Source organism: Campylobacter taeniopygiae, from assembly GCF_005406225.1.
Classification (GTDB): Bacteria; Campylobacterota; Campylobacteria; order Campylobacterales; family Campylobacteraceae; genus Campylobacter_D; species Campylobacter_D taeniopygiae.
On sequence record NZ_NXLY01000002.1, the window covers coordinates 124,888 to 145,346 of the forward strand.

Sequence of the window (20,459 nt, forward strand, 5' to 3'; positions counted from 1 at the left end):
TACGCTACAATTAAAACAATTTAATTGCAAGGTTTAATTATGAATTTCAAACAAGCATTTTATTCAAAACTAGAAGATTGTTATTTGGGTGCTAAAATCAAATATTCAAAAAATCAAACTAAAAATGGTTTTACAAATTTGCTTTCCATAAAAGAAAAGTATTTTCAAAAAATTAAAGAATATTTAGACACACAAAAAATTTATACAAACACTTACAATAAACTTTATAATTTTTTTAGCTCTTATTTAAATGAAACAGGAACTCCATTTTTCTACGATACGCCAATTTATAAAAATATCTATGCAAAAGTGTATTCAAATTCAAAAGATACAAATCTTTTTTACAAAACACAAAATTTATATTATGTAAAATCAGATACTATTTACAATCCTCTAAGTTTGCAAAGCGATGAATATACTTTTAATTTTCTTACCGATGAATACGTGCAAAATCCTGACAATAACAAGAACAAAATAAATTTTTATTTGCAAGATATACGAGATAATAATATAAATATAAAAGTGATTAATTCTAAAAATTCTGATTATATCAATATATTTAAGCAAAACTCAAACGAATTCAGTGATGATTTTTTAAAATTTTTAAAAAAAGAAAATATAAACATAAAAGAAGAAGAGTTAAAAAAGCTTTTTAAGTCCTATAAAAAACAAAATGAGGTGGATTTTTTCATACACAAAGATGCTAGAAATTTTTTAAAAGAACAATTTAATTTATGGTTGTTTTTTTATGTCAATGACAGCGTCACTGATTGGACTAAACAAAAAATAGAAGATATCAATTCTCTTAAACAAATCGCCTTTAAGATCATAGACTACATAGCCGATTTTGAAGATGAACTAAAGGCTATATGGTTAAAACCAAAATTTGCTAAAAATACCCACTATGTTTTTAGCATAGACACTATAAAAACTCACGCAAACAATGCTGATAAAATTTTAAAAACCATTTATAAAGATACAAAATTTAAAGATCAAATCACAGAATGGCAAGAACTAAAATTTATAGAAGATGATTTTGATATAAAAAACATAGATGAAGAAAAATACAAATTTTTACCTCTTGATACAAAGTATCTAAGCGAAGAAAACTACTATAAACTTTTAAGTTCCTTTGAAAATTTAGATGAAATTCTAAATGGAGAACTTATAAAAAGCGATAATTTTCAAGCATTAAATTCCTTAATGCCAAAATATCAAAATAAAATAGATCTAATCTATATAGATCCACCCTTTAACACCGGCAGCGATTTTGAATACAAAGATAAATTTCAAGATAGCACTTGGCTTTCTTTGATGCATAATCGTTTAGAATTAGCAAAAGAATTTTTAAGTGATAGGGGAAGTTTTTATTTGCATTTGGATGAAAATGCTGATTATCGAGGTAAAGAACTTTTAAATGAAATTTTTCACGATATGGAGTGTAAAAAAATTACATTTAATACAAATGCTACCAAAGATAATGAGTCTGATTTATTTGGTTACAAAAGTTTTGGAAACAATTTTGTTTTAAAAAGCTCGACAATTCTTTTTATAAAAAATGAAAATAGTATTTTTAATAAATTATGGAAACCAAATAGAAATGCATCTTTATTAAATCTGGGACAACTTGATTTAATAGGTATTCCAAAAACACAAACCCCTAAAAAAATAATAGACTATGAATATTATATTCAAAAATGGGATGATGGTAAATTGCATCATAAAAAAATTGATATAAAAGATGAAAAAATATATCCCTTAAGCGATATTTGGAATGATTTATATTCTTTTACTCAATCTGAAATGAGGGTTAGTGAAAATATATCTTTTTACAGTTCCCAAAAACCTGAAAACATGCTTAGAAGGATAATACAATCTAGTTCCAATGAAAACAATATTGTAATGGATTTTTTTGCAGGCAGCGGAACAACATTGGCTGTTGCTCATAAGTTAAATAGAAAATTTGTTGGTATAGAAATGGGAAAACATTTTTATGAAAAATACCTAACATTTGATAAAGAATCCAAACAATATGAATATAGATTGGGCTTACTTGGAAGAATGAAAAATGTTATAGCTGGAGATATTGAGTTTTATGCTATTGACAAAAAAAGAAGGTCATCTCTTTCAAAGATAATAGAATTTAAAGGTGGTGGTGCTTTTAGATACTATGAACTTGAAAGCTATGAAGAAAGTTTAAATGAATGTGAGTATGCTTTAAATGAAAATACAATTATTGATTATCGTAAATCAAAAAAACTTATAAAAGGACTTAAAAAAGGAGAAAATATCTGCCTTGATATGAATGCTTACAATAAAGAATTTGATATATTTTTAACTATGTCAAATCTTTTAGGACTTAAAATCAAAAATATTTTCATAGATAAAAATGGCATAAAATCTTGCAAATTTGAAAATGATGAGGTTATAAATCTAGAAAATATAGACTTGATACAATATCCAAAACTTAAAAATCTAATATGGTGGGAAAATCATGAGTGAAATGCTGATAAATATTGAAAGAGTTGTTGATGATCTAAAAAATATAAAATTAAATAATGTTTTTTTTGAAGCTATTGCAAATTCTATGCAAGCTAATGCCACGAAAATAGATGTAAAAATTTATTCAGCAAACCTGTATGGCGATATTCAAAATTCACTGCAATATATAGATAAACTTGAGATTATAGATAATGGCGATGGATTTAATAAAGAAAATTTAAAGTCATTTAAAGAATATGGTAGCAAACATAAAATTTCTTTAGGCTGTAAAGGAATCGGTAGATTTATTTATCTAAAAATTTTTAGACATATTTATATAGAAAGTAAAAACATAGAATTTGCTTTTAATATTAATGGCATAGAAAAACAAAAAGAAGCAAGCAATAGTATAACCAAGATATCATTTTTAGAGCCAAAAGAAAATATTAGTATTAATTTTAAAAATTTAGAACAAGCTATCAAAGAACATTTTTTACCATATTTTTTAATGCATGAAAATAATAAACATATTGAAATAAATATTTATAACAATAATAAATTGGAATATAAAATTTTAAGCAATCAAATACCAAATTTTAAAGAGAAACAATTTAATATTAAAGAATATAGTTTTGTCTTAACTTATGCATATGGTAATAAAGAATTAAAAAATGAGGGACATTATGTCGCAGATAAGAGAGTGGTGTCCAAAAATTCTGATTTAGAAAATGAAAAAAAATACAATCTATTCAAAGATAATGAACTTAAGATATACTTTATTTTAGAGAGTATATATTTTGATAAAAATGTAAATAATGAAAGAAATGAATTGCTAATTTACCCCAAGAAAAAAACCGCATTTCAATTTGGTGATCTATGTTGGGAAGATATACATAATGAACTAGAATTACAATTAAAAGAAATTTATAAAGAAAATGGTTTTGATATAGATAAAACTATAAAAAAAAATAGAAAAGAAGCTATTAAAAAATTTCCTTATCTTGGTGCATATTTTGATGATAGCAATGAATTAAATATAGAACAAATGCAAAAAAATGCAAAAAAAGAATTTGAAAATGATAAAAACTTTCTAAGAGATGAGAATAATAAAAAAGATAAAAACTATGAAGTAAAATTAAGCAAGGTAACTCAAGCAGAACTAGCAGAATATATTTTTGATAGAAATAGAATAATTCAAAAATTAAGAGAATGTATTAAAAATAAAAGTATTGAAGAAGAAGTGCATAATTTATTTATGCCGAGACATACAAAAGATGAAAAACAAAACTATAAAACAAATAATATCTGGCTTTTTGATGATAGATTTATGGGTTATGATAAAATTTTTAGTGATTTTAACATAAAAAATATTTTTCCAAACTTGTATGACAAATTAGAAAGACCCGATATACTAAGCATTGTTTCAAACACTTATGATAAAAATAAAATAACTGATATTTTACTTATAGAATTTAAAAAACCTCATGAAAATATCACTCCAGCACAAGCTGAAGAGCAGCTATTAAAATATGGTAGATTTATAAATCATTTAGTTGATAATAAAATTAGAATTTGGGCTTATGCTTTCTTAAAATTTAATAATGATACCATGGAAAGCTTAAATGATAAAGCTTATAATAAAATATTCACTTCTAGTAACTTTCCATTATGCTATAAATATCATGAACGCAATAATATGATTATAAATTTTTTAGACTATGAAGCATTAATATGTGATGCGGAAAACAGAAATAAACTATTTTTAAATATTTTAAAAGGAAAATATTTAAACGATGAATAATATCAAAAAAATTGGTAAATTTTATTTATAAAATACCAAAGCAAAGGGTTTATAAGGAAAGATAATGGCAAAACAAAATACAAAAAAACATTTATTATTAAATGAATTTATCCATAAAAAAATACTTATGCAAGATTTTGATAAAGGTTATGATTTTGATAGCTTTTCAAATGGCATAAATTTACAATACTATCAAAAAAGAAGTATTAAACATGCCTTAACCATTCTTTCTTTTTATATGAGCGATGAATTAAAATCTGATATACATAATCAAGAGCGTAGAAAACTCTTAGAATTTTATCAAGAAGAAAGCAAAAATATAAAAATTCAAAAAAAAGATATTGCAAGGGCTTCTTTTTGGATGGCCACAGGAAGTGGAAAAACCATAGTTATGATTAAACTCATAGCCTTGATAAATAAATTCATTAAAAATAAACTTTTGCCTAAAAAACCTATAATGCTTTTAGCCCCTAATGATAAAATTTTAAATCAATTTAAAGCAAATATAGCAAAATACAATAATCATCATAGTGATTTTATCAAAATAAAAGATCTAAAAGATTTTGAAAACTTGGAAAAAGATGTTAGTTTGCTAAATGAAGCTGTGGTGTATTTTTCTAGGAGTGATTTACTCGAAAACGAAGAAAACGTAGGCAAAGATAAAAAAGCAAAAAGATTAAATTATAAAAATTATTTAAATCAAGACGGTTGGTATATATTGCTAGATGAAGCACACAGAGGCGATAGCAAAACATCTTTAAGAAAAAACTATTATCATGAAATTGCTAGGGGTTTTACTGAAGAAGATGAATTTCCTAAAGGTTTTGTGTTTAATTTTTCAGCTACTTTTGAAGATGAAATAGACTTTATAACTTGTGCTTATAATTATAATTTGCAAAAATTTAACCAAGATGGGTATGGCAAAAATATTGCGGTTTTAAGTGAAAATTTAGAATTTAAAAATGAAAACAGCGATGAAAACAAAATGAAAACAATTTTAGAAAGTTTTTTGATTTTTAATGCCATTGTTAAGACAAAAGAAGAACTGTTTTCAAAAAGACAAGATTTTAAATATCACAATCCTTTAATGATAGCAGTTTCTGATAAAGTAAATACTCAAGATGCAGGAATTAAACTATATTTTAAAGCAATACTTGATGTGCTAAAAAATAAAACTGATATAAAAAATTTAGCTTCAAATCTTTATAATAAACTTCAAAATCAAAATTTATTTTTTAATGAAAATGAATTAAGTGATGAATTTTTAAATCATATTAAAAATGCAAACAATGATGAGCTTAGAAAAAATATTTTTTATGCGAGCTCAAATGCAAATTTGGAATGTTACACTATTAAAGGAAATGATAAAGAATTAGCCTTTCAAAGTAAAAATTCCAATAAACCTTTCATGCTTTTAAATATTTCAAACGCAAAAGAATGGGAAAAAGAATTTCTACTTGAGCTTGGAGTAGAAAGCATCAAAGATATATCACAAAGTTATTTTGAAGATATCAATAGTGAAAATTCACCTATTAATATAATGCTAGGAAGTAAAGTTTTTTCAGAAGGATGGGATAGTAATCGTGTAAATTTAATCTCTTTTATAAACATAGGTAGCATTAACGCTAAAAAATATGTCCTTCAAACCATAGGAAGGGGAGTCAGAATAGAACCTTTTTTAAATCAAAGAAAAAGATTATATCCCCTAAAAGAAACATTTGAAATTGATGAGCAATGTATAAAATTAGCATATGGTTTAGAAACTCTTTTTGTAATGGCGAGCGATAATGAAGCCATTAAAGCTATTATAGAGGGCATAGAATATGAATTTATGGAGAGTAGATTTCTTAAAGGCTTTAAGGAAACAAAATTATCATTTAACTTACCAGTGCCAAAATACAAAAATGAAGCAAAATTAAAAAATATTTATAAAATCTCAAAAAGAGAAGCAAATTCTTTAGAAGAGTTTATAAATTCTTACGATGAAGATGTTTTAATTTTAGAACAGTGTTTATATAAAAATTTTAAATATTCTACATTGCAAGAGTTACATAAATTTATCGATAAAAAAGAAAGTAGAATACAGCTATCAGGAGACAAGGTAGAATTTAATGAAAAAACAACATTAAAAACAATCAATAATGTATTAAATTCCAATACTAAAATTTTAGATAAATTTGTAAAGCTAGATAAAGAAATAACACATCATAAAAATATACAAGCAAAGTTAGATCTTGAAACAGTTCAAGAGATCAACAAGGTTATAAAAGATGTTTTAAATGCAAAAAATGAAGATGAACTAAAAGCAGATTTCGAGAATAAAAAGATAAATTTAGATGAGCTAATGCGGAGCATAAAAGAAAGTGATAAAAGCAAAAAAGTGCAAGGATATACAATTAGTGCAAGGCTTAGCAAACATTATTATAATCCTTTAATTATCTATAATGAAAATGATAAAGAAAATAAAATTAATTTTGCTATTTCCAATAAAAGTGAAAAAGAATTTTTAAATGAATTAGAAGAAAACTTAAATTTGCCTTTTTTTAAGCAATATAAATGGTATTTTTCTAAATTAGTAGAAAATCAAGATGAAATTTATATTCCATATTTTGATGAAGAGCAACAAAAAGAAAGAAAATTTTATCCTGATTTTATATTTTGGTTAAAACATAAACAAAGCGGAGAATTTATTATATATTTTATAGATCCAAAAGGTTTAAAAATAGAAGATAATCCTAGATTTAAATTAAAAGGATTTAAAGAAATATTTGAAAATAACAATTTAATTTATGAAGATAAAAATATAAAAGTTAATTTATTTTTTTACAATAAAGAAGGAGATGCATTTGTATCGGACGAATTAAAAGAATTTGTTAAAGCAAATATAGAGGATATTTTCAAATGAAAACCTTTCTCGTTTGTGCCTTAGAACCTTCAGCAAATTTGCACCTCAAAGAAGTTTTAAAAGCCTATAAAGATGAGTATAAAGAATTTGATTTGGTGGGAATTTATGATGAGAGTTTATGCGATGAATTTAATCTAAACTCAAAACCCCTCTATAGCTCACACGAATTTAGCGCTATGGGTTTTGTAGAGATCCTACCTCTTATCTTTAAAGCAAAACGCGCGATAAAAGAATTAGTCCATTTAAGCTTTACGCAAAAAATAAATGCGATTTTATGTATAGATTCTCCCGCTTTTAACATCCCTTTTGCGAAAGCTTTAAAAAAAGCCGATTCTAAGATAAAAAGAATTTATTATATCTTACCTCAAGTTTGGGCATGGAAAAAAGGAAGAATTCCCATCATAGAAAGTCATTTTGATGTTTTAGCCTCTATTTTGCCTTTTGATGATCAGTTTTTTAGCAAAAGTATTTACGTTGGGCACCCACTTTTGGACGAAATCAAAGAATTTAAAGATGAAAAAGATACACAAGTTCTACTTTCAAAAAAAGAACATGAAAAAATCGTTGCTTTTTTACCTGGATCAAGAAGAAGTGAAATCAAACGCTTAATGCCTATTTTTAAAGAGCTTTCTAAAAATTTTCAAGGTGAAAAGATCCTTTGTATCCCTCCTTTTAATCTTAACAAACTCGATCTTTATGGCGATATTAGCGAATTTAAAATAGAGAGTAATACACCTAAAGTTTTAAAAAAATCAGATTTTGCCTTTATTTGCAGTGGCACAGCAACTTTGGAGGCAGCTTTGGTTGAAACTCCTTTTGTTCTTGCTTACAAAGCAAAGGCGATTGATATTTTTATAGCAAGGCTTTTTGTAAAGTTAAAACACATCGGCCTTGCAAATATTTTTTGCGATTTTGCAGGAAAAGAAGAGCTAAACCCTGAATTCTTACAAAATGAAGTCAATGTAGAAAATTTATATCAAGCTTATCTTAAATACGATTATAAGAGTTTTTTTGCTAAAGTTAATTTTTTAAAACAGTATTTAAAATTTGGAAGTGCAAAAAATTTAGCTAAAATACTTGATGAAAATTAAAAGGATAAATTATGCAAAAAGAACCAATGAGTCAATTTGGATATGATAAATTAGTTGCTGAATTGAAAGACTTAAAAGACAATCAACGCCCAGCAGTCGTCATAGAAATCGACACTGCAAGAAGTCATGGGGATTTAAAAGAAAATGCAGAATACCACGCAGCAAGAGAAAAACAGGCCTTAATCGAAAGTCGCATAGCAGAACTTAGCGATTTGCTAGCTCGTGCGCAAGTTATAGATCCTGCAAGTTATGAACACGATAGCGTAAAATTTGGATCTAGTGTTGTGATTATGGATTTGGACACTGAAAAAGAAAGTAAATACACCCTCGTTGGAATTTGTGAAGGAAATTTGGATAAAGGTTATATTTCCATTGCTTCACCTATAGCAAAAGCTATGCTTGGAAAAAAAGAAGGCGATGAATTTAAAGTTCGCTTACCTAAAGGTGAAAGCGAATTTGAGATCGTTTCTATTAGCTATGAACCTTTGAAATTCTAAGGATGCAAGAATTAATCTTACAAAATAAGGCAATTTTAATTGCCGATGCACATGAAAATACTCAACGAAGAGGCTTTTGGAAATTTTTACAAGCTTTGAAAAATGATGAAATTTCCACACCTCAACTCATCTTAATGGGCGATATTTTTGATCTGCTCATCGGAGAAATTTCTGCTACTCATGAATTTGCAAAACCCTATATTTATTTACTTGAAGAATTAGCACAAAAAATAGAAATAATCTACCTTGAAGGAAATCATGATTTTAATCTTTCTTGCTTTTTTGAAAAGGTAAAAATTTTTTCCCTAGAAAAACAACCTTTGAAACTTAAATTGCACACAAGTAAAGTTAAAAATGAAAATTCCTATATTTTTTTAGCACATGGCGATATTTTTTTATCTCCTTGCCTACAATTTGCACTCAAAAGCCTTAGAAATCATTATTTACTTGTATTTTTAAACTGGATAAATCAAATCAGTTTTCACGCTATATCAAAAAAAATCTTAAAAAATCAAAATCGAAAAAATCTATTTTATAAGATAAAAAATTTTGAAAATTTAGCCAATGAAAGATATCTAAAATATAGGAATTTAGGCTCTTGGGTGTGTGAAGGGCATTATCATCAAAATTTTATTATCGATAAAAAAGACATTAAATATTTTAATCCTGATAGTTTTGCACATAAGGAAAGTTTTTTTTTAGTAGAATACAAACAAGAAATTGAATTTCGAGAACAGAAATTGAGGGGTCAAAATGTTTGATGAAAATATCGTGAAAACGGGTTCAAATGAAATGGAGCTTGTCGATTTCCGTATCTTTAAGCAAGGACAAGATAAGATTTATGAAGGAATTTATGGAGTAAATGTCTCTAAGGTTAGAGAAATTATCAAAATTCCAACCCTTACAGAACTCCCAGGAGTACCTGAATACATCGAAGGGATCTTTGATCTTCGTGGTATCGTTATTCCTGTAGTTAATCTTGCTAAATGGATGCAAATCACCGAGCCAGAAAGTACTTTGCTAAAACCTAGGGTAATTATTACCGAATTTAGCAATATTCTTATAGGTTTTATTGTGCATGAAGCTAAAAGAATTCGTCGTATCAATTGGAGAGATATAGAACCAGCAAGTTTTTCAGCAGGCTCTGGTGCTTTAGATAAAGGTAAAATTACCGGAGTTACACGTATAGAAAATGACGAAGTATTACTGATACTTGATCTAGAAAGCGTTATAGAAGAACTAGGAATTTACGCACCTAAAACTGATGTTGATTACAAATTAGAAAAATTTAGCGGAACAGCACTTATCTTAGATGATAGCTTAACAGCTAGAAAACGTGTAAAAGATATGATGCAACAACTTGGCTTGCAAGTTGTTGAGGCTAAAGACGGAGTTGAAGGCTTAAACAAACTTGAAGAACTCAGCCAAGTTTATGGTGAAAATTTATGTAATATTTTAAAAATTATAATCAGTGATGTTGAAATGCCTCAAATGGATGGTTTCCATTTTGCAGCACGTCTTAAAGATGATGTAAGATTTAAAGATATTCCTATTGTCTTTAACTCATCATTGTCTAATGAATTTATGAATGAAAAAGGTGTCCAAGAAGCTGGTGGAGAAGGCTATTTGGTTAAATTTAATGCTAGTGATTTCTTTAGTGAAGTAACTAAAGTTTTAAAAAGACACCAATCACAAGAACAGGGGTAAAATATGGAAGATATGCAAGAAATACTTGAAGACTTTTTAGTTGAGGCTTTTGAGCTAGTTGAGCAAATCGACCATGATTTGGTAGAACTTGAATCAAATCCAGAAGATTTAGAATTACTTAATAGAATTTTCCGTGTTGCACACACAGTAAAAGGCTCTTCAAGCTTTTTAAATTTTGATGTTTTGACAAAATTAACTCATCACATGGAAGATGTTTTAAATAAAGCAAGACATGGGGAATTAAAAATCACTCCAGATATTATGGATGTAGTTTTAGAATCCATCGATAGGATGAAAACTCTACTTAACTCTATCCGTGACAATGGAAATGATACAGCTATAGGTATGGATATAGAGCCGATTTGCACAAGATTGACTGCTATTTCTGAAGGAGAATCTCCAGCTGGAAATTCAGCACCAGTAGAAGAAAAACCAGTAGAAACTCCTCAAGAAGAACCTGTGCAAGAACCAGAAGTAGATGTTAATCAATTAAGCGATTCTGAAGTAGAAGCTGAAATTGAAAGATTGCTAAAAGTAAGAAAAGCGGAAGATCAAGCACGTCGTGCGCAAAAAAAGAAAAATCCAACAACACAAGCTCCACAAAAAACAGAAAGTGGTGAAAAGAAAGTTCCAGCATCAAGTAGCGGTGGAGGTATGGATCAAACCATTCGTGTTGAAGTTAAAAGATTAGATCATTTGATGAATTTAATCGGAGAACTTGTTCTTGGTAAAAACCGCTTACTTAAAATTTATGATGATGTTGAAGAGCGTTATGAAGGTGAAAAATTCCTTGAAGAACTCAATCAAGTTGTAAGTCAGCTTAGTATTATCACAACCGATGTTCAATTAGCGGTTATGAAAACTAGGATGCAACCTATTGCGAAAGTTTTCAATAAATTCCCAAGAGTTGTTCGTGATTTAAGTCGTGAGCTTGGCAAACAAATAGAACTTGAAATTTCTGGTGAAGAAACAGAGCTTGACAAATCTATTGTTGAAGAAATCGGCGATCCAATCATGCATATGATTAGAAATTCTTGCGATCATGGAGTAGAAGATCCAGCAACTCGTGTAGCTAATGGCAAACCTGAAAAAGGTATCGTTCAGCTTAAAGCTTACAACGAAGGAAATCATATAGTTGTTGAAATTACCGATGATGGTAAAGGGCTTGATCCAAATGGCTTAAAAGCAAAAGCTATGGAGAAAAATTTGATCACAGAAAGAGAAGCAGATCAAATGACCGACAAAGAAGCCTTTGCACTTATTTTCAAACCAGGTTTTTCAACTGCAGCTAAGGTTACCAATGTTTCTGGACGTGGCGTTGGAATGGACGTTGTTAAAACCAATATTGAAAAACTCAATGGTGTGATTGAAATTGATAGCGAATTAGGTAAGGGAAGTACCTTTAAACTTAAAATTCCTCTTACTTTGGCTATTATCCAATCTTTGCTTGTTGGAACTCAAGAAGAATTTTATGCTATTCCATTGGCAAGTGTTCTTGAAACTGTTAGAGTGCCAGTTGATGATATTTATACTATTGAAGGTAAAAATGTATTACGCTTAAGAGATGAAGTTTTATCTCTTGTGAGACTTTCTGATGTATTTGGTGTTAAACAAGTACTTGAAAGTGGTGATCAAACCTATGTTGTAGTCATCGGTGTAGCTGAAAGTAAGCTTGGTATTATAGTAGATACACTCGTAGGACAAGAAGAAATTGTTATCAAATCTATGGGAGAATACTTACAAAATATCCAAGGTATAGCTGGAGCTACAATACGTGGCGATGGTAGAGTAACATTGATCATCGACGTGGGTGCTATGATGGATATGGCTAAAGAAATTAAAGTTGATATTAAAGCCCAACTTGAAGCCAGTTCTAAAAAAGTGAAAGAACAACCAAGTGATTATAAAGTTTTAATCGTAGATGATTCTAAAATGGATAGAACTTTAATGCAAAAAGCATTAGAACCACTTGGAGTAAGCTTGATCGAAGCAACAAATGGAGCTGAAGCACTTAATATTGTAAAATCTGGTGAGCACGATATTGATGCTATGCTTATAGATATTGAAATGCCAAGAATGGATGGTTATACCTTAGCAGCTGAAATTAGAAAATATTCTAAATATCGCAATTTACCACTTATAGCTGTAACCTCTAGGACAAGCAAAACAGACCGCTTAAGAGGAGTGGAAGTAGGTATGACTGAATATATTACGAAGCCTTATTCTCCAGAATATTTGGAAAATGTGGTGAGAAAAAATTTAAAACTAGGATAAGAATATGAGTAATGAAAAATTAGAGCAAATATTGCAAAAACAGCAAACTCAGATAGCTGGTCCTGATATCGATCAAAAAGAAGATGATATTATTCAACTTGTTGGATTTGTGGTTGGAGATGAAGAATACGCTATTCCAATCCTCAATATTCAAGAAATCATTAAACCTATAGAATATACAAGGGTTCCAAGTGTGCCTGATTATGTTCTAGGTGTGTTTAATATGCGTGGTAATGTTATGCCACTTATTGACTTAGCACAGCGTTTTCATTTGGGTAGCTCAAAAATGACTCCTCAAACTCGCTATATTGTTTTAAGGGGTTCAACTGATGCAGGTAGCAATGCTTCTGGAAATGCGGGTTTTGTCATAGATAGATTAACAGAGGCTATTAAAATTCATAGAAACCGTATTGATCCGCCACCTGAAACTTTACTTAAAGAAAAAGGTATGATATACGGTATAGGTAAAAGAGATGAGAATATCTTAACCATTTTAAAGGTTGAAGCCTTACTTAAACGTGAATTTTGATGATAAAGCTTTGTATTTTTGATTTTGATTCCACTTTAATGGATGGCGAAACTATAGATATCTTAGCTGATTCTTATGGTGTAGGTGATAAAGTAAAAAATATCACTTACACAAATTCTAACGAACAACTTGATTTTTTTGAAATTCTTGTTAAAAAAGTATCTTATCTTAAAGGCATGTCTTATACAAAAGTTTTAGAAATAGGACAAAAACTTCCATTGATGAATGGAGCCTATGAACTCTGCGAATTTTTAAAATCCAAAAACATATTTTTAGCTATTTTTAGTGGTGGTTTTTACGAAGGAATTAATCCAGCAATGCAAAAGTTAAATATTGATGTAGGTTTTGCCAATCATTTACATCATAAAAACGATATTCTCACTGGATGTGTAGGTGGAGAAATGATGTTTTTAAATTCTAAAGGACTGATGCTTCAAAAACTCAAAAAAATGCTTTGTTTAAAAAATGAAGAAGTTATGTGTGTTGGAGATGGCTTTAATGATATCGCTATGTTTGAAGAAAGTGGCTTAAAAATTGCATTTTGTGCTAATGAACTTTTGCAATCTAAGGCCGATATTTGCATAAACAAAAAAGATTTAAAAGAAATAATAAAGGCTATATAATGAAAAAATTTTCTTTGTGGTGTGATTTTATTGAAAATAGTTTTTTAGATCATGATTTTTTAAACCTATTATCTTTTGGGATTAATGGTGCGACTTCTAATCCAGCAATTTTTAAAAATGCTATTTTAAATTCTCCAGTTTATCAAAATAAAATCGCTGTTTTAAAAGGCAAAAAAGTAAAAGAAATTTACGAAGAACTTGCCATTTATGATATCAAAAAAGCCGCTGATAAACTCGCTCCTTTATTTTATCAAAAAAATGATGGTTTTATCAGTATAGAAATAGATCCAAGGCTTTATGATAACACTACTTTAAGCTTAGGAGAAGCAAAAAAACTTTATACAGCCATTGCTAAAGAAAATGTTATGATTAAAATCCCAGCAACCAAAGCTTCTTATGAAGTCATGTATGAACTCATGAAAAATGGTATCAATGTAAATGCAACGCTGATTTTTTCACAAGAACAAAATAAGCAATGTTTTGAAGCTCTTAATCAAGGTTTAATAGAATTTAGAAAAACTCATGCCCATTTAAAAGGAAATCTAAATACTCCAAAAGCTGTAATCAGTATCTTTGTGAGTCGTTTTGATAGACTCTTAAATGCAAAAACAAAAGAACAAAATCGCATAGGGATCCTAAATGCAAATTTAGCTTATAATTACATTGTAAGTCAAAATGAGCCTAATATCCGTCCACTTTTTGCTAGCACCGGAGTAAAAGGTGATGATCTGCCAAAAGATTATTATATCAAAGAACTTCTTTTTGAAAATAGCGTAAATACTGCTCCACTTGATGCCATTAAAGCTTTTGATTGGAAATTTGATTTTAAAAATCCACTGGATAATACAGAAATTAAAACACAACTTGATCAAATAATCGCAGAGGATGAATTGAAACAATCTTATGATGTTTTATTGAAAGAAGGTTTAGAACAATTTTGCATAGCTTTTGAGGAAATTTTAAAAGCTTTATCGGATTTTTAACTTTTTACTCCCTCTGATTTTTAATATTTTAGAGGGAGTGCTTTCAAAAAAAACTTTATCTAAAATCACATCAGCTACACTTTTAGCCCAAATTTCATCAAATTTCTTTCCATGTTTATTTGCAGAACTCGAGTAAAAAAAACCATTTTGAAATAAAAATTCAGCATGCTTACAATCTTTAACAATACGGATGGCTTGATTATTAGGATAAATAAAAGTAGTTTTCTTAGCACGACGCACCAAATTTTTAAAACCTTTTGGCACCCTTGTGAGATTTTGCAACTCGCTAAATTTTGCTGAAGTGATAAGACAAGGCTTATTTTTAGCCCTGCCTTTTAAGGCATTTATTTCTTCTAAATTTTTACTTAAGAAACCAGCTGTTGTATCTGTTTGCGCTAAATAGATCATAAAATATTTTAAACTTTTAAGTGCTCTTGTAAGCTTTTTATTTCCAAATAAGTTTTTCCTTGTATAGCTTTGATCGACTTAGCACCCGCTAAAGCAGAACGTAAATTAGTAAAATATGGAATTTTAAAGCGTATGATATTTTCACGGATTTTTTTAGTATCTCCTTGAAAACTATGACTATCGCTTGTATTAATCACTAGATTAATTTCACCATTTTTTAATTTATCCTCAACATTTGGGCGACCTTCAGAAATTTTATGTACAAGCTCACAGTCAAAGCCATTCGCTTGTATTTCTTTACAAGTTCCACTCGTTGCCATTAACTTAAAGCCTAATTTAGTATATTCTGCAGCCATTTTTTTAGCATACTTTTTATCTTTTTCTTTTAAAGAAATAAATACAACTCCGTTTTCTGGCAAATGATTAAACGATGCAATTTGACTTTTTGCAAAAGAATTAGCAAAATCTTTACTAATTCCCATTACTTCACCAGTAGAACGCATTTCAGGTCCAAGTTCTAAATCACTACCGCTTAGTTTTGCAAACGGAAAAACCGCTTCTTTTACGCTAACATATTTTAAAGCTTTAGGTTGTAAAATTTTTCGTGTAAAATCAATAATTTTAAAACGATCGTAAAATTTTAAAGCTTCTTTTAAATCGCCTTGCCACATCACACGTGTTGCTACTTTAGCCAAAGGAAGACCTGTAGCTTTACTGACAAAAGGCACAGTTCGACTCGCTCTAGGATTAACTTCTATGATATAAAGTTCATTATTGTAAATAGCAAATTGGATATTTAAAAGTCCAACAACACCCAAATTTAAAGCTATATCTGCTGTTTTTTCTGCAATTAAATTTTGCATTTTTTCATCTATATTGCAAGGCGGCAAAGAACAAGCACTATCACCAGAATGAACTCCTGCTTCTTGAATATGCTCCATAATTCCAGCAATATAAACATCTTTTCCATCGCAAATTGCATCCACATCAATTTCTGTAGCATTGTCTAAATATTGATCAATTAAAACCGGACTTTTATCACTTACACTTACCGCTTCTTGCATATAAATTCGAAGTTCGGATTCATTACTCACTACACGCATGGCTCTACCACCCAAAACATAACTTGGACGAACTAAAACCGGATAACCAATTTCACTCGCTTTTAGCACTGCTTCTTCTACGGTAATTGCTGTCGAATTTTTAGGCTGATTAATACCTATTTTTTCAATAAATTCAGCAAATTTTTTCCTATCTTCAGCCATATCAATCACTCTTGCATTTGTGCCTATAATTTTTGCACCAAAAGCACTAAGACGCTTAGCGAATTTTAATGGAGTTTGACCGCCAAAATGCACAATAATTCCATCAGGTTTTTCTCGCTCAATCACAGCTCTTAAATGTTCAAAATCAATAGGTTCAAAATATAAAATATCACTCGTATCATAATCAGTTGAAACAGTTTCTGGATTACAATTATACATAATGGTTTTTATGCCCATATCTTTTAAGGCAAAAGAAGCATGCACACAAGCATAATCAAATTCTATCCCTTGTCCTATACGATTTGGCCCACCCCCTATAATCATAACTTTTTTTTCTTTTTTATCTCTTGATTCTTGCTTACTTTGAGTTAATTCACTCACATTGATACTAGAATAAAAATAAGGAGTTAAGGCTTTAAATTCACCTGCACAAGTATCCACTTCGCTAAATTCTGCTATGATTTTATGTTTCATTCTTGCATAATAAATATCATTTTGACTGAGTTCTAAATTATCTTTTAAATTAACTTGCAAGGCGATCATCTTATCAGAAAAGCCCATAGTTTTTGCTTTTCTTAAATGAAATTTATCATTTAAAATATCCATATCGATTTGTTTTTCAAAATCTACAATTTCTTTAATTTGAGCTAAAAACCAAGGATCTATACTGCTTAACTCATAAAGCTCTTCTATATCAAATCCTTCTCTAAAAGCTTGTGCAACATAAAGCAATCTTTTTTCATTAGGATTGCGAATTTTAAATATAAGATCATTCTTATCTTCAAATTTAACCTCATCAAATCCACTTAAAGATCGCTCTAAAGAACAAAGTGCTTTTTGAATACTCTCTTTAAAAGTGCGACCTATGGCCATCACTTCACCTACACTCTTCATTGCTGTGCCTAAAGTTGTATCTGCGTTTGGAAATTTTTCAAAAGTAAAACGAGGAATTTTTGTAACAATATAATCAAGCACAGGTTCAAAACTAGCCGGAGTTCCTGTGATATCATTTTTTATTTCATCTAAGGTAAAACCAACCGCTAAAAGAGTCGCTACTTTTGCTATAGGATATCCCGTTGCCTTACTTGCTAAAGCACTCGATCTTGAAACTCTTGGATTCATTTCTATCACTATCATTCTGCCATTTTTTGGATTGACAGCAAATTGCACATTTGAACCGCCAGTATCCACTCCGATTTCACGTAAAATAGCAAAGGAAGCATTTCGCATAACTTGATATTCTTTATCAGTTAAAGTAAGAGCAGGTGCCACGGTAATACTATCGCCCGTATGCACCCCCATAGGATCGACATTTTCTATACTGCAAACAATAATACAATTATCATTTTTATCGCGTATAACCTCCATCTCATATTCTTTCCATCCGAGCAAACTTTCTTCTATAAGAATTTCATGTATAGGAGATAAAGCTAAGGCCATATTAGCAAGCTCTTTAAATTCATCCATATTATAAACAACACCACTTCCAGCGCCACCTAAAGTATAAGAAGCACGGATCATTAAAGGAAAACCAATTTCATCAACAGCTTTTAAGGCCTCATCATAATTATACGCATACATCGATTTTGGCAAATCCATACCAATTTTTTTCATGCACTCTTTGAAAACTTGACGATCTTCGCCTTTTTTAATCGCTTCAGGATTTGCCCCTAAAAATTTCACATCTCCTAAAAGTCCGCTTTCATAAACTTCCATAGCGACGTTAAGTGCTACTTGCCCACCCATAGTAGGTAAAATAGCATCAATTTTTTCTTTTTTAATAATATTTAAAATATTTTCTTTTATAATAGGTTCTATATAAGTTGCATCTGCAAATTCTGGATCTGTCATAATCGTCGCAGGATTAGAATTAATAAGCACTATACGGTAACCTAATTCTTTCAAGGTTTTAGCTGCTTGAGTCCCAGAATAATCAAACTCGCAAGCTTGACCTATCACAATAGGACCACTTCCTATAAGTAAAATATTTTTTATATCGGTTCTTTTTGGCATAAATCCTTCCTAAGTAGCGTAATTTAGCCCTAATTATAACAAATTTTACATTGAGTTTTAATATATTTTTTTTAAATTTCTAGAAGAAAAAATATCTTTAATCATACACTATCGACAATATAAAGATAAGCAGGGATATTGATTTTAACATAAGGTTTTACCACAACGCTTTTATAAATTTCTCCATCGCTAATTGCCACTACTTTGCCCACTGGAACATCTGAAAAAAATATATTATCAAGCCCACTGGTTAAAATTTCATCTCCTATATGTATTTTGGCAGATTTTGCAATAAAATTAACCACAACCTTACCATTTTCACCTTGAAGAAGTCCTGGAATTTTATCTTTTCCTATATAAACTGCAAAAACACATTTTTCATCACCTTGCAAAATTGCCATAGCTCTATCATTTTTATTGATAGCAATACCCGCTGTATATCCTTGATAGATTAAACCTTTATTTTTATCAGGCGGAACTCTAGCAAAATCAAGCCATAATCTCTTATAATCATTTAAGCTTACATAAGAAATAGCTCTTGTTAAAGAAACTTGAGGTAAATATTTGGTTGAATTTTTATCTTCTAAAATTCGGTTGAGTTGATTGGCAAAGCTTGTAGTTAAAACTGCCATATACTCTAACTCTTGATTTCTAGCTTTTAGTTTTTCGATTTGTTCTGCTTGATTAAAATGCTTAGAAAACTCTTCGGAAATAAAATCCTTAATTCCATAAAATTTTTCTATAACTACATCATTTACAAAAAGAACATTTTTTTTAATTAACCCTCCATAATAAAAAGATATAAAGATTAAAAAAAATAAAATAAGAATAAAAATAAGTTTATTCTTCATTAGTTAGCTGTTGCAAAATTGAAATTTCTTCTAATGCTTTACCCGTTCCCTTAGCAACAGCTAAAAGTGGTTCATCGGCAATATATACTGGCAAACGAACAATTTCTGAAAGATATTTATCAAGACCACGGATTAAGGCTCCTCCACCAGTTAAAACAACTCCATTTTCTACAATATCACTTGCTAAATCAGGTGGCATCATTTCAAGAACCATTTTTAAGGCATCCGCTATTTCTTTAAGCTGCTCTCTCATTGCCTCTCTAATATCTTCGCTAGTAAGCTCTATACGACTTAAAAGCCCGCTTACCTGATCTCGACCCTTAACCACCATAGAAAGCTCTTTTGGAAGTTGAATAGCTGAACCTATTGTGATTTTTATCTCTTCACCCGTTCTTTCTCCAATAATTAAATTATATTTTTCTTTAACATAATTTACAATACTCATATCCAATTTATCACCGGCTGTTCTGATTGACTTTGAAATCACAAGTCCACCTAAAGAAATGACCCCAATTTCTGTCGTTCCACCGCCAATATCTACAACCAAACTTCCTTTAGGCTCATCAATAGGTAAATTCGCTCCTATAGCTGCTGCCATAGGTTCTTCTATTAAAAATACCTCTCTAGCTCCAGCACTTAAAGCACTTTCTCTAACCGCTTTTCTTTCAACTTGAGTTAAACCATAAGGAACTGAAATGATAATTCTAGGGCGTAAAAAAGACTTTCTTCTGTGTGTTTTTTCAATAAAATATCGGATCATCTTTTCAGTAATGTCAAAATCAGCAATCACTCCATCCTTCATTGGACGAATTGCTTCTATATTGCCAGGAGTTTTGCCCACCATATCTTTAGCTTCTTTTCCTACGGCTAAAATTTTGGCTTTAGCGCCGTATTTTTCACGCTCAACCGCAACAACAGAAGGCTCATTGATAACAATGCCTTTATCTTTAACCAAAATAAGAGTATTAGCCGTTCCAAGATCTATACCCATATCGCTCGAAAAAAATCCTATAAGTTGATCTAAAATCATT

General features: G+C 29.6%; 15 protein-coding genes. 11 read left to right on the forward strand and 4 right to left on the reverse strand.

Going from position 1 to position 20,459, the window contains the following annotated elements:
- The first annotated feature begins 39 nt into the window (after positions 1-39).
- The 11 genes from CQA75_RS01655 to CQA75_RS01705 all read left to right on the forward strand — a co-directional run bounded on the left by CQA75_RS01655 (position 40) and on the right by CQA75_RS01705 (position 14,891).
- Entirely contained in the window at positions 40-2,502 is a 2,463-nt protein-coding gene (locus tag CQA75_RS01655) for a DNA methyltransferase (RefSeq protein WP_137623325.1), read from the forward strand.
- Positions 2,495-4,282, forward strand: coding sequence for an ATP-binding protein (locus CQA75_RS01660; RefSeq protein ID WP_246023724.1), 1,788 nt, complete (start codon positions 2,495-2,497; stop codon positions 4,280-4,282). Before CQA75_RS01655 ends, CQA75_RS01660 begins: the two co-directional genes overlap by 8 nt.
- Before the next feature lie 64 nt (positions 4,283-4,346).
- Positions 4,347-7,187: a DEAD/DEAH box helicase family protein gene (locus CQA75_RS01665; RefSeq protein WP_137623326.1), complete on the forward strand. Its 2,841-nt coding sequence runs from the start codon at positions 4,347-4,349 to the stop codon at positions 7,185-7,187.
- Positions 7,184-8,278 (forward strand): lipid-A-disaccharide synthase, encoded by a 1,095-nt coding sequence (gene lpxB / locus CQA75_RS01670; RefSeq protein ID WP_137623327.1) that lies wholly within the window; start codon positions 7,184-7,186, stop codon positions 8,276-8,278. The genes CQA75_RS01665 and lpxB overlap by 4 nt, the downstream gene beginning before the upstream one ends.
- An 11-nt stretch (positions 8,279-8,289) precedes the next feature.
- The gene (greA, locus tag CQA75_RS01675) at positions 8,290-8,775 is read left to right on the forward strand and encodes a transcription elongation factor GreA (RefSeq protein WP_137621905.1); all 486 of its coding nucleotides are present in this window, start codon (positions 8,290-8,292) and stop codon (positions 8,773-8,775) included.
- A 2-nt stretch (positions 8,776-8,777) separates the two neighbouring features.
- Positions 8,778-9,536: a UDP-2,3-diacylglucosamine diphosphatase gene (locus CQA75_RS01680; protein WP_342772951.1), complete on the forward strand. Its 759-nt coding sequence runs from the start codon at positions 8,778-8,780 to the stop codon at positions 9,534-9,536.
- Positions 9,529-10,482, forward strand: coding sequence for a chemotaxis protein (locus tag CQA75_RS01685; protein WP_137623328.1), 954 nt, complete (start codon positions 9,529-9,531; stop codon positions 10,480-10,482). The genes CQA75_RS01680 and CQA75_RS01685 overlap by 8 nt, the downstream gene beginning before the upstream one ends.
- A gap of 3 nt (positions 10,483-10,485) precedes the next feature.
- The gene (locus CQA75_RS01690) at positions 10,486-12,756 is read left to right on the forward strand and encodes a hybrid sensor histidine kinase/response regulator (protein WP_137623329.1); all 2,271 of its coding nucleotides are present in this window, start codon (positions 10,486-10,488) and stop codon (positions 12,754-12,756) included.
- Between the two features lie 4 nt (positions 12,757-12,760).
- Positions 12,761-13,285, forward strand: a complete 525-nt coding sequence (locus CQA75_RS01695) for a chemotaxis protein CheW (protein ID WP_137621902.1) — start codon at positions 12,761-12,763, stop codon at positions 13,283-13,285.
- Positions 13,285-13,908 carry a phosphoserine phosphatase SerB gene (gene serB, locus CQA75_RS01700; RefSeq protein ID WP_137623330.1) on the forward strand — a complete coding sequence of 208 codons (624 nt, stop codon included), beginning with the start codon at positions 13,285-13,287 and terminating at the stop codon, positions 13,906-13,908. The genes CQA75_RS01695 and serB overlap by 1 nt, the downstream gene beginning before the upstream one ends.
- Entirely contained in the window at positions 13,908-14,891 is a 984-nt protein-coding gene (locus tag CQA75_RS01705) for a transaldolase (protein WP_137623331.1), read from the forward strand. Before serB ends, CQA75_RS01705 begins: the two co-directional genes overlap by 1 nt.
- Here the strand turns inward: CQA75_RS01705 and CQA75_RS01710 are convergent.
- The 4 genes from CQA75_RS01710 to CQA75_RS01725 form a co-directional block, all read right to left on the reverse strand.
- Complete coding sequence (locus CQA75_RS01710; RefSeq protein WP_137623332.1) at positions 14,877-15,299, reverse strand: Sua5 YciO YrdC YwlC family protein; 423 nt, start codon at positions 15,297-15,299, stop codon at positions 14,877-14,879. The two genes, CQA75_RS01705 and CQA75_RS01710, sit on opposite strands and share 15 nt — an antisense overlap.
- A gap of 8 nt (positions 15,300-15,307) precedes the next feature.
- Positions 15,308-18,577 (reverse strand): carbamoyl-phosphate synthase large subunit, encoded by a 3,270-nt coding sequence (gene carB / locus CQA75_RS01715; RefSeq protein WP_137623333.1) that lies wholly within the window; start codon positions 18,575-18,577, stop codon positions 15,308-15,310.
- Positions 18,578-18,678: 101 nt separating this feature from the next.
- A complete protein-coding gene (gene mreC, locus CQA75_RS01720) occupies positions 18,679-19,428 on the reverse strand; it encodes a rod shape-determining protein MreC (protein WP_137623334.1) in 750 nt (249 codons plus the stop codon).
- A complete protein-coding gene (locus tag CQA75_RS01725; RefSeq protein ID WP_137623335.1) occupies positions 19,418-20,458 on the reverse strand; it encodes a rod shape-determining protein in 1,041 nt (346 codons plus the stop codon). The genes mreC and CQA75_RS01725 overlap by 11 nt, the downstream gene beginning before the upstream one ends.
- Position 20,459 lies beyond the last annotated feature (1 nt).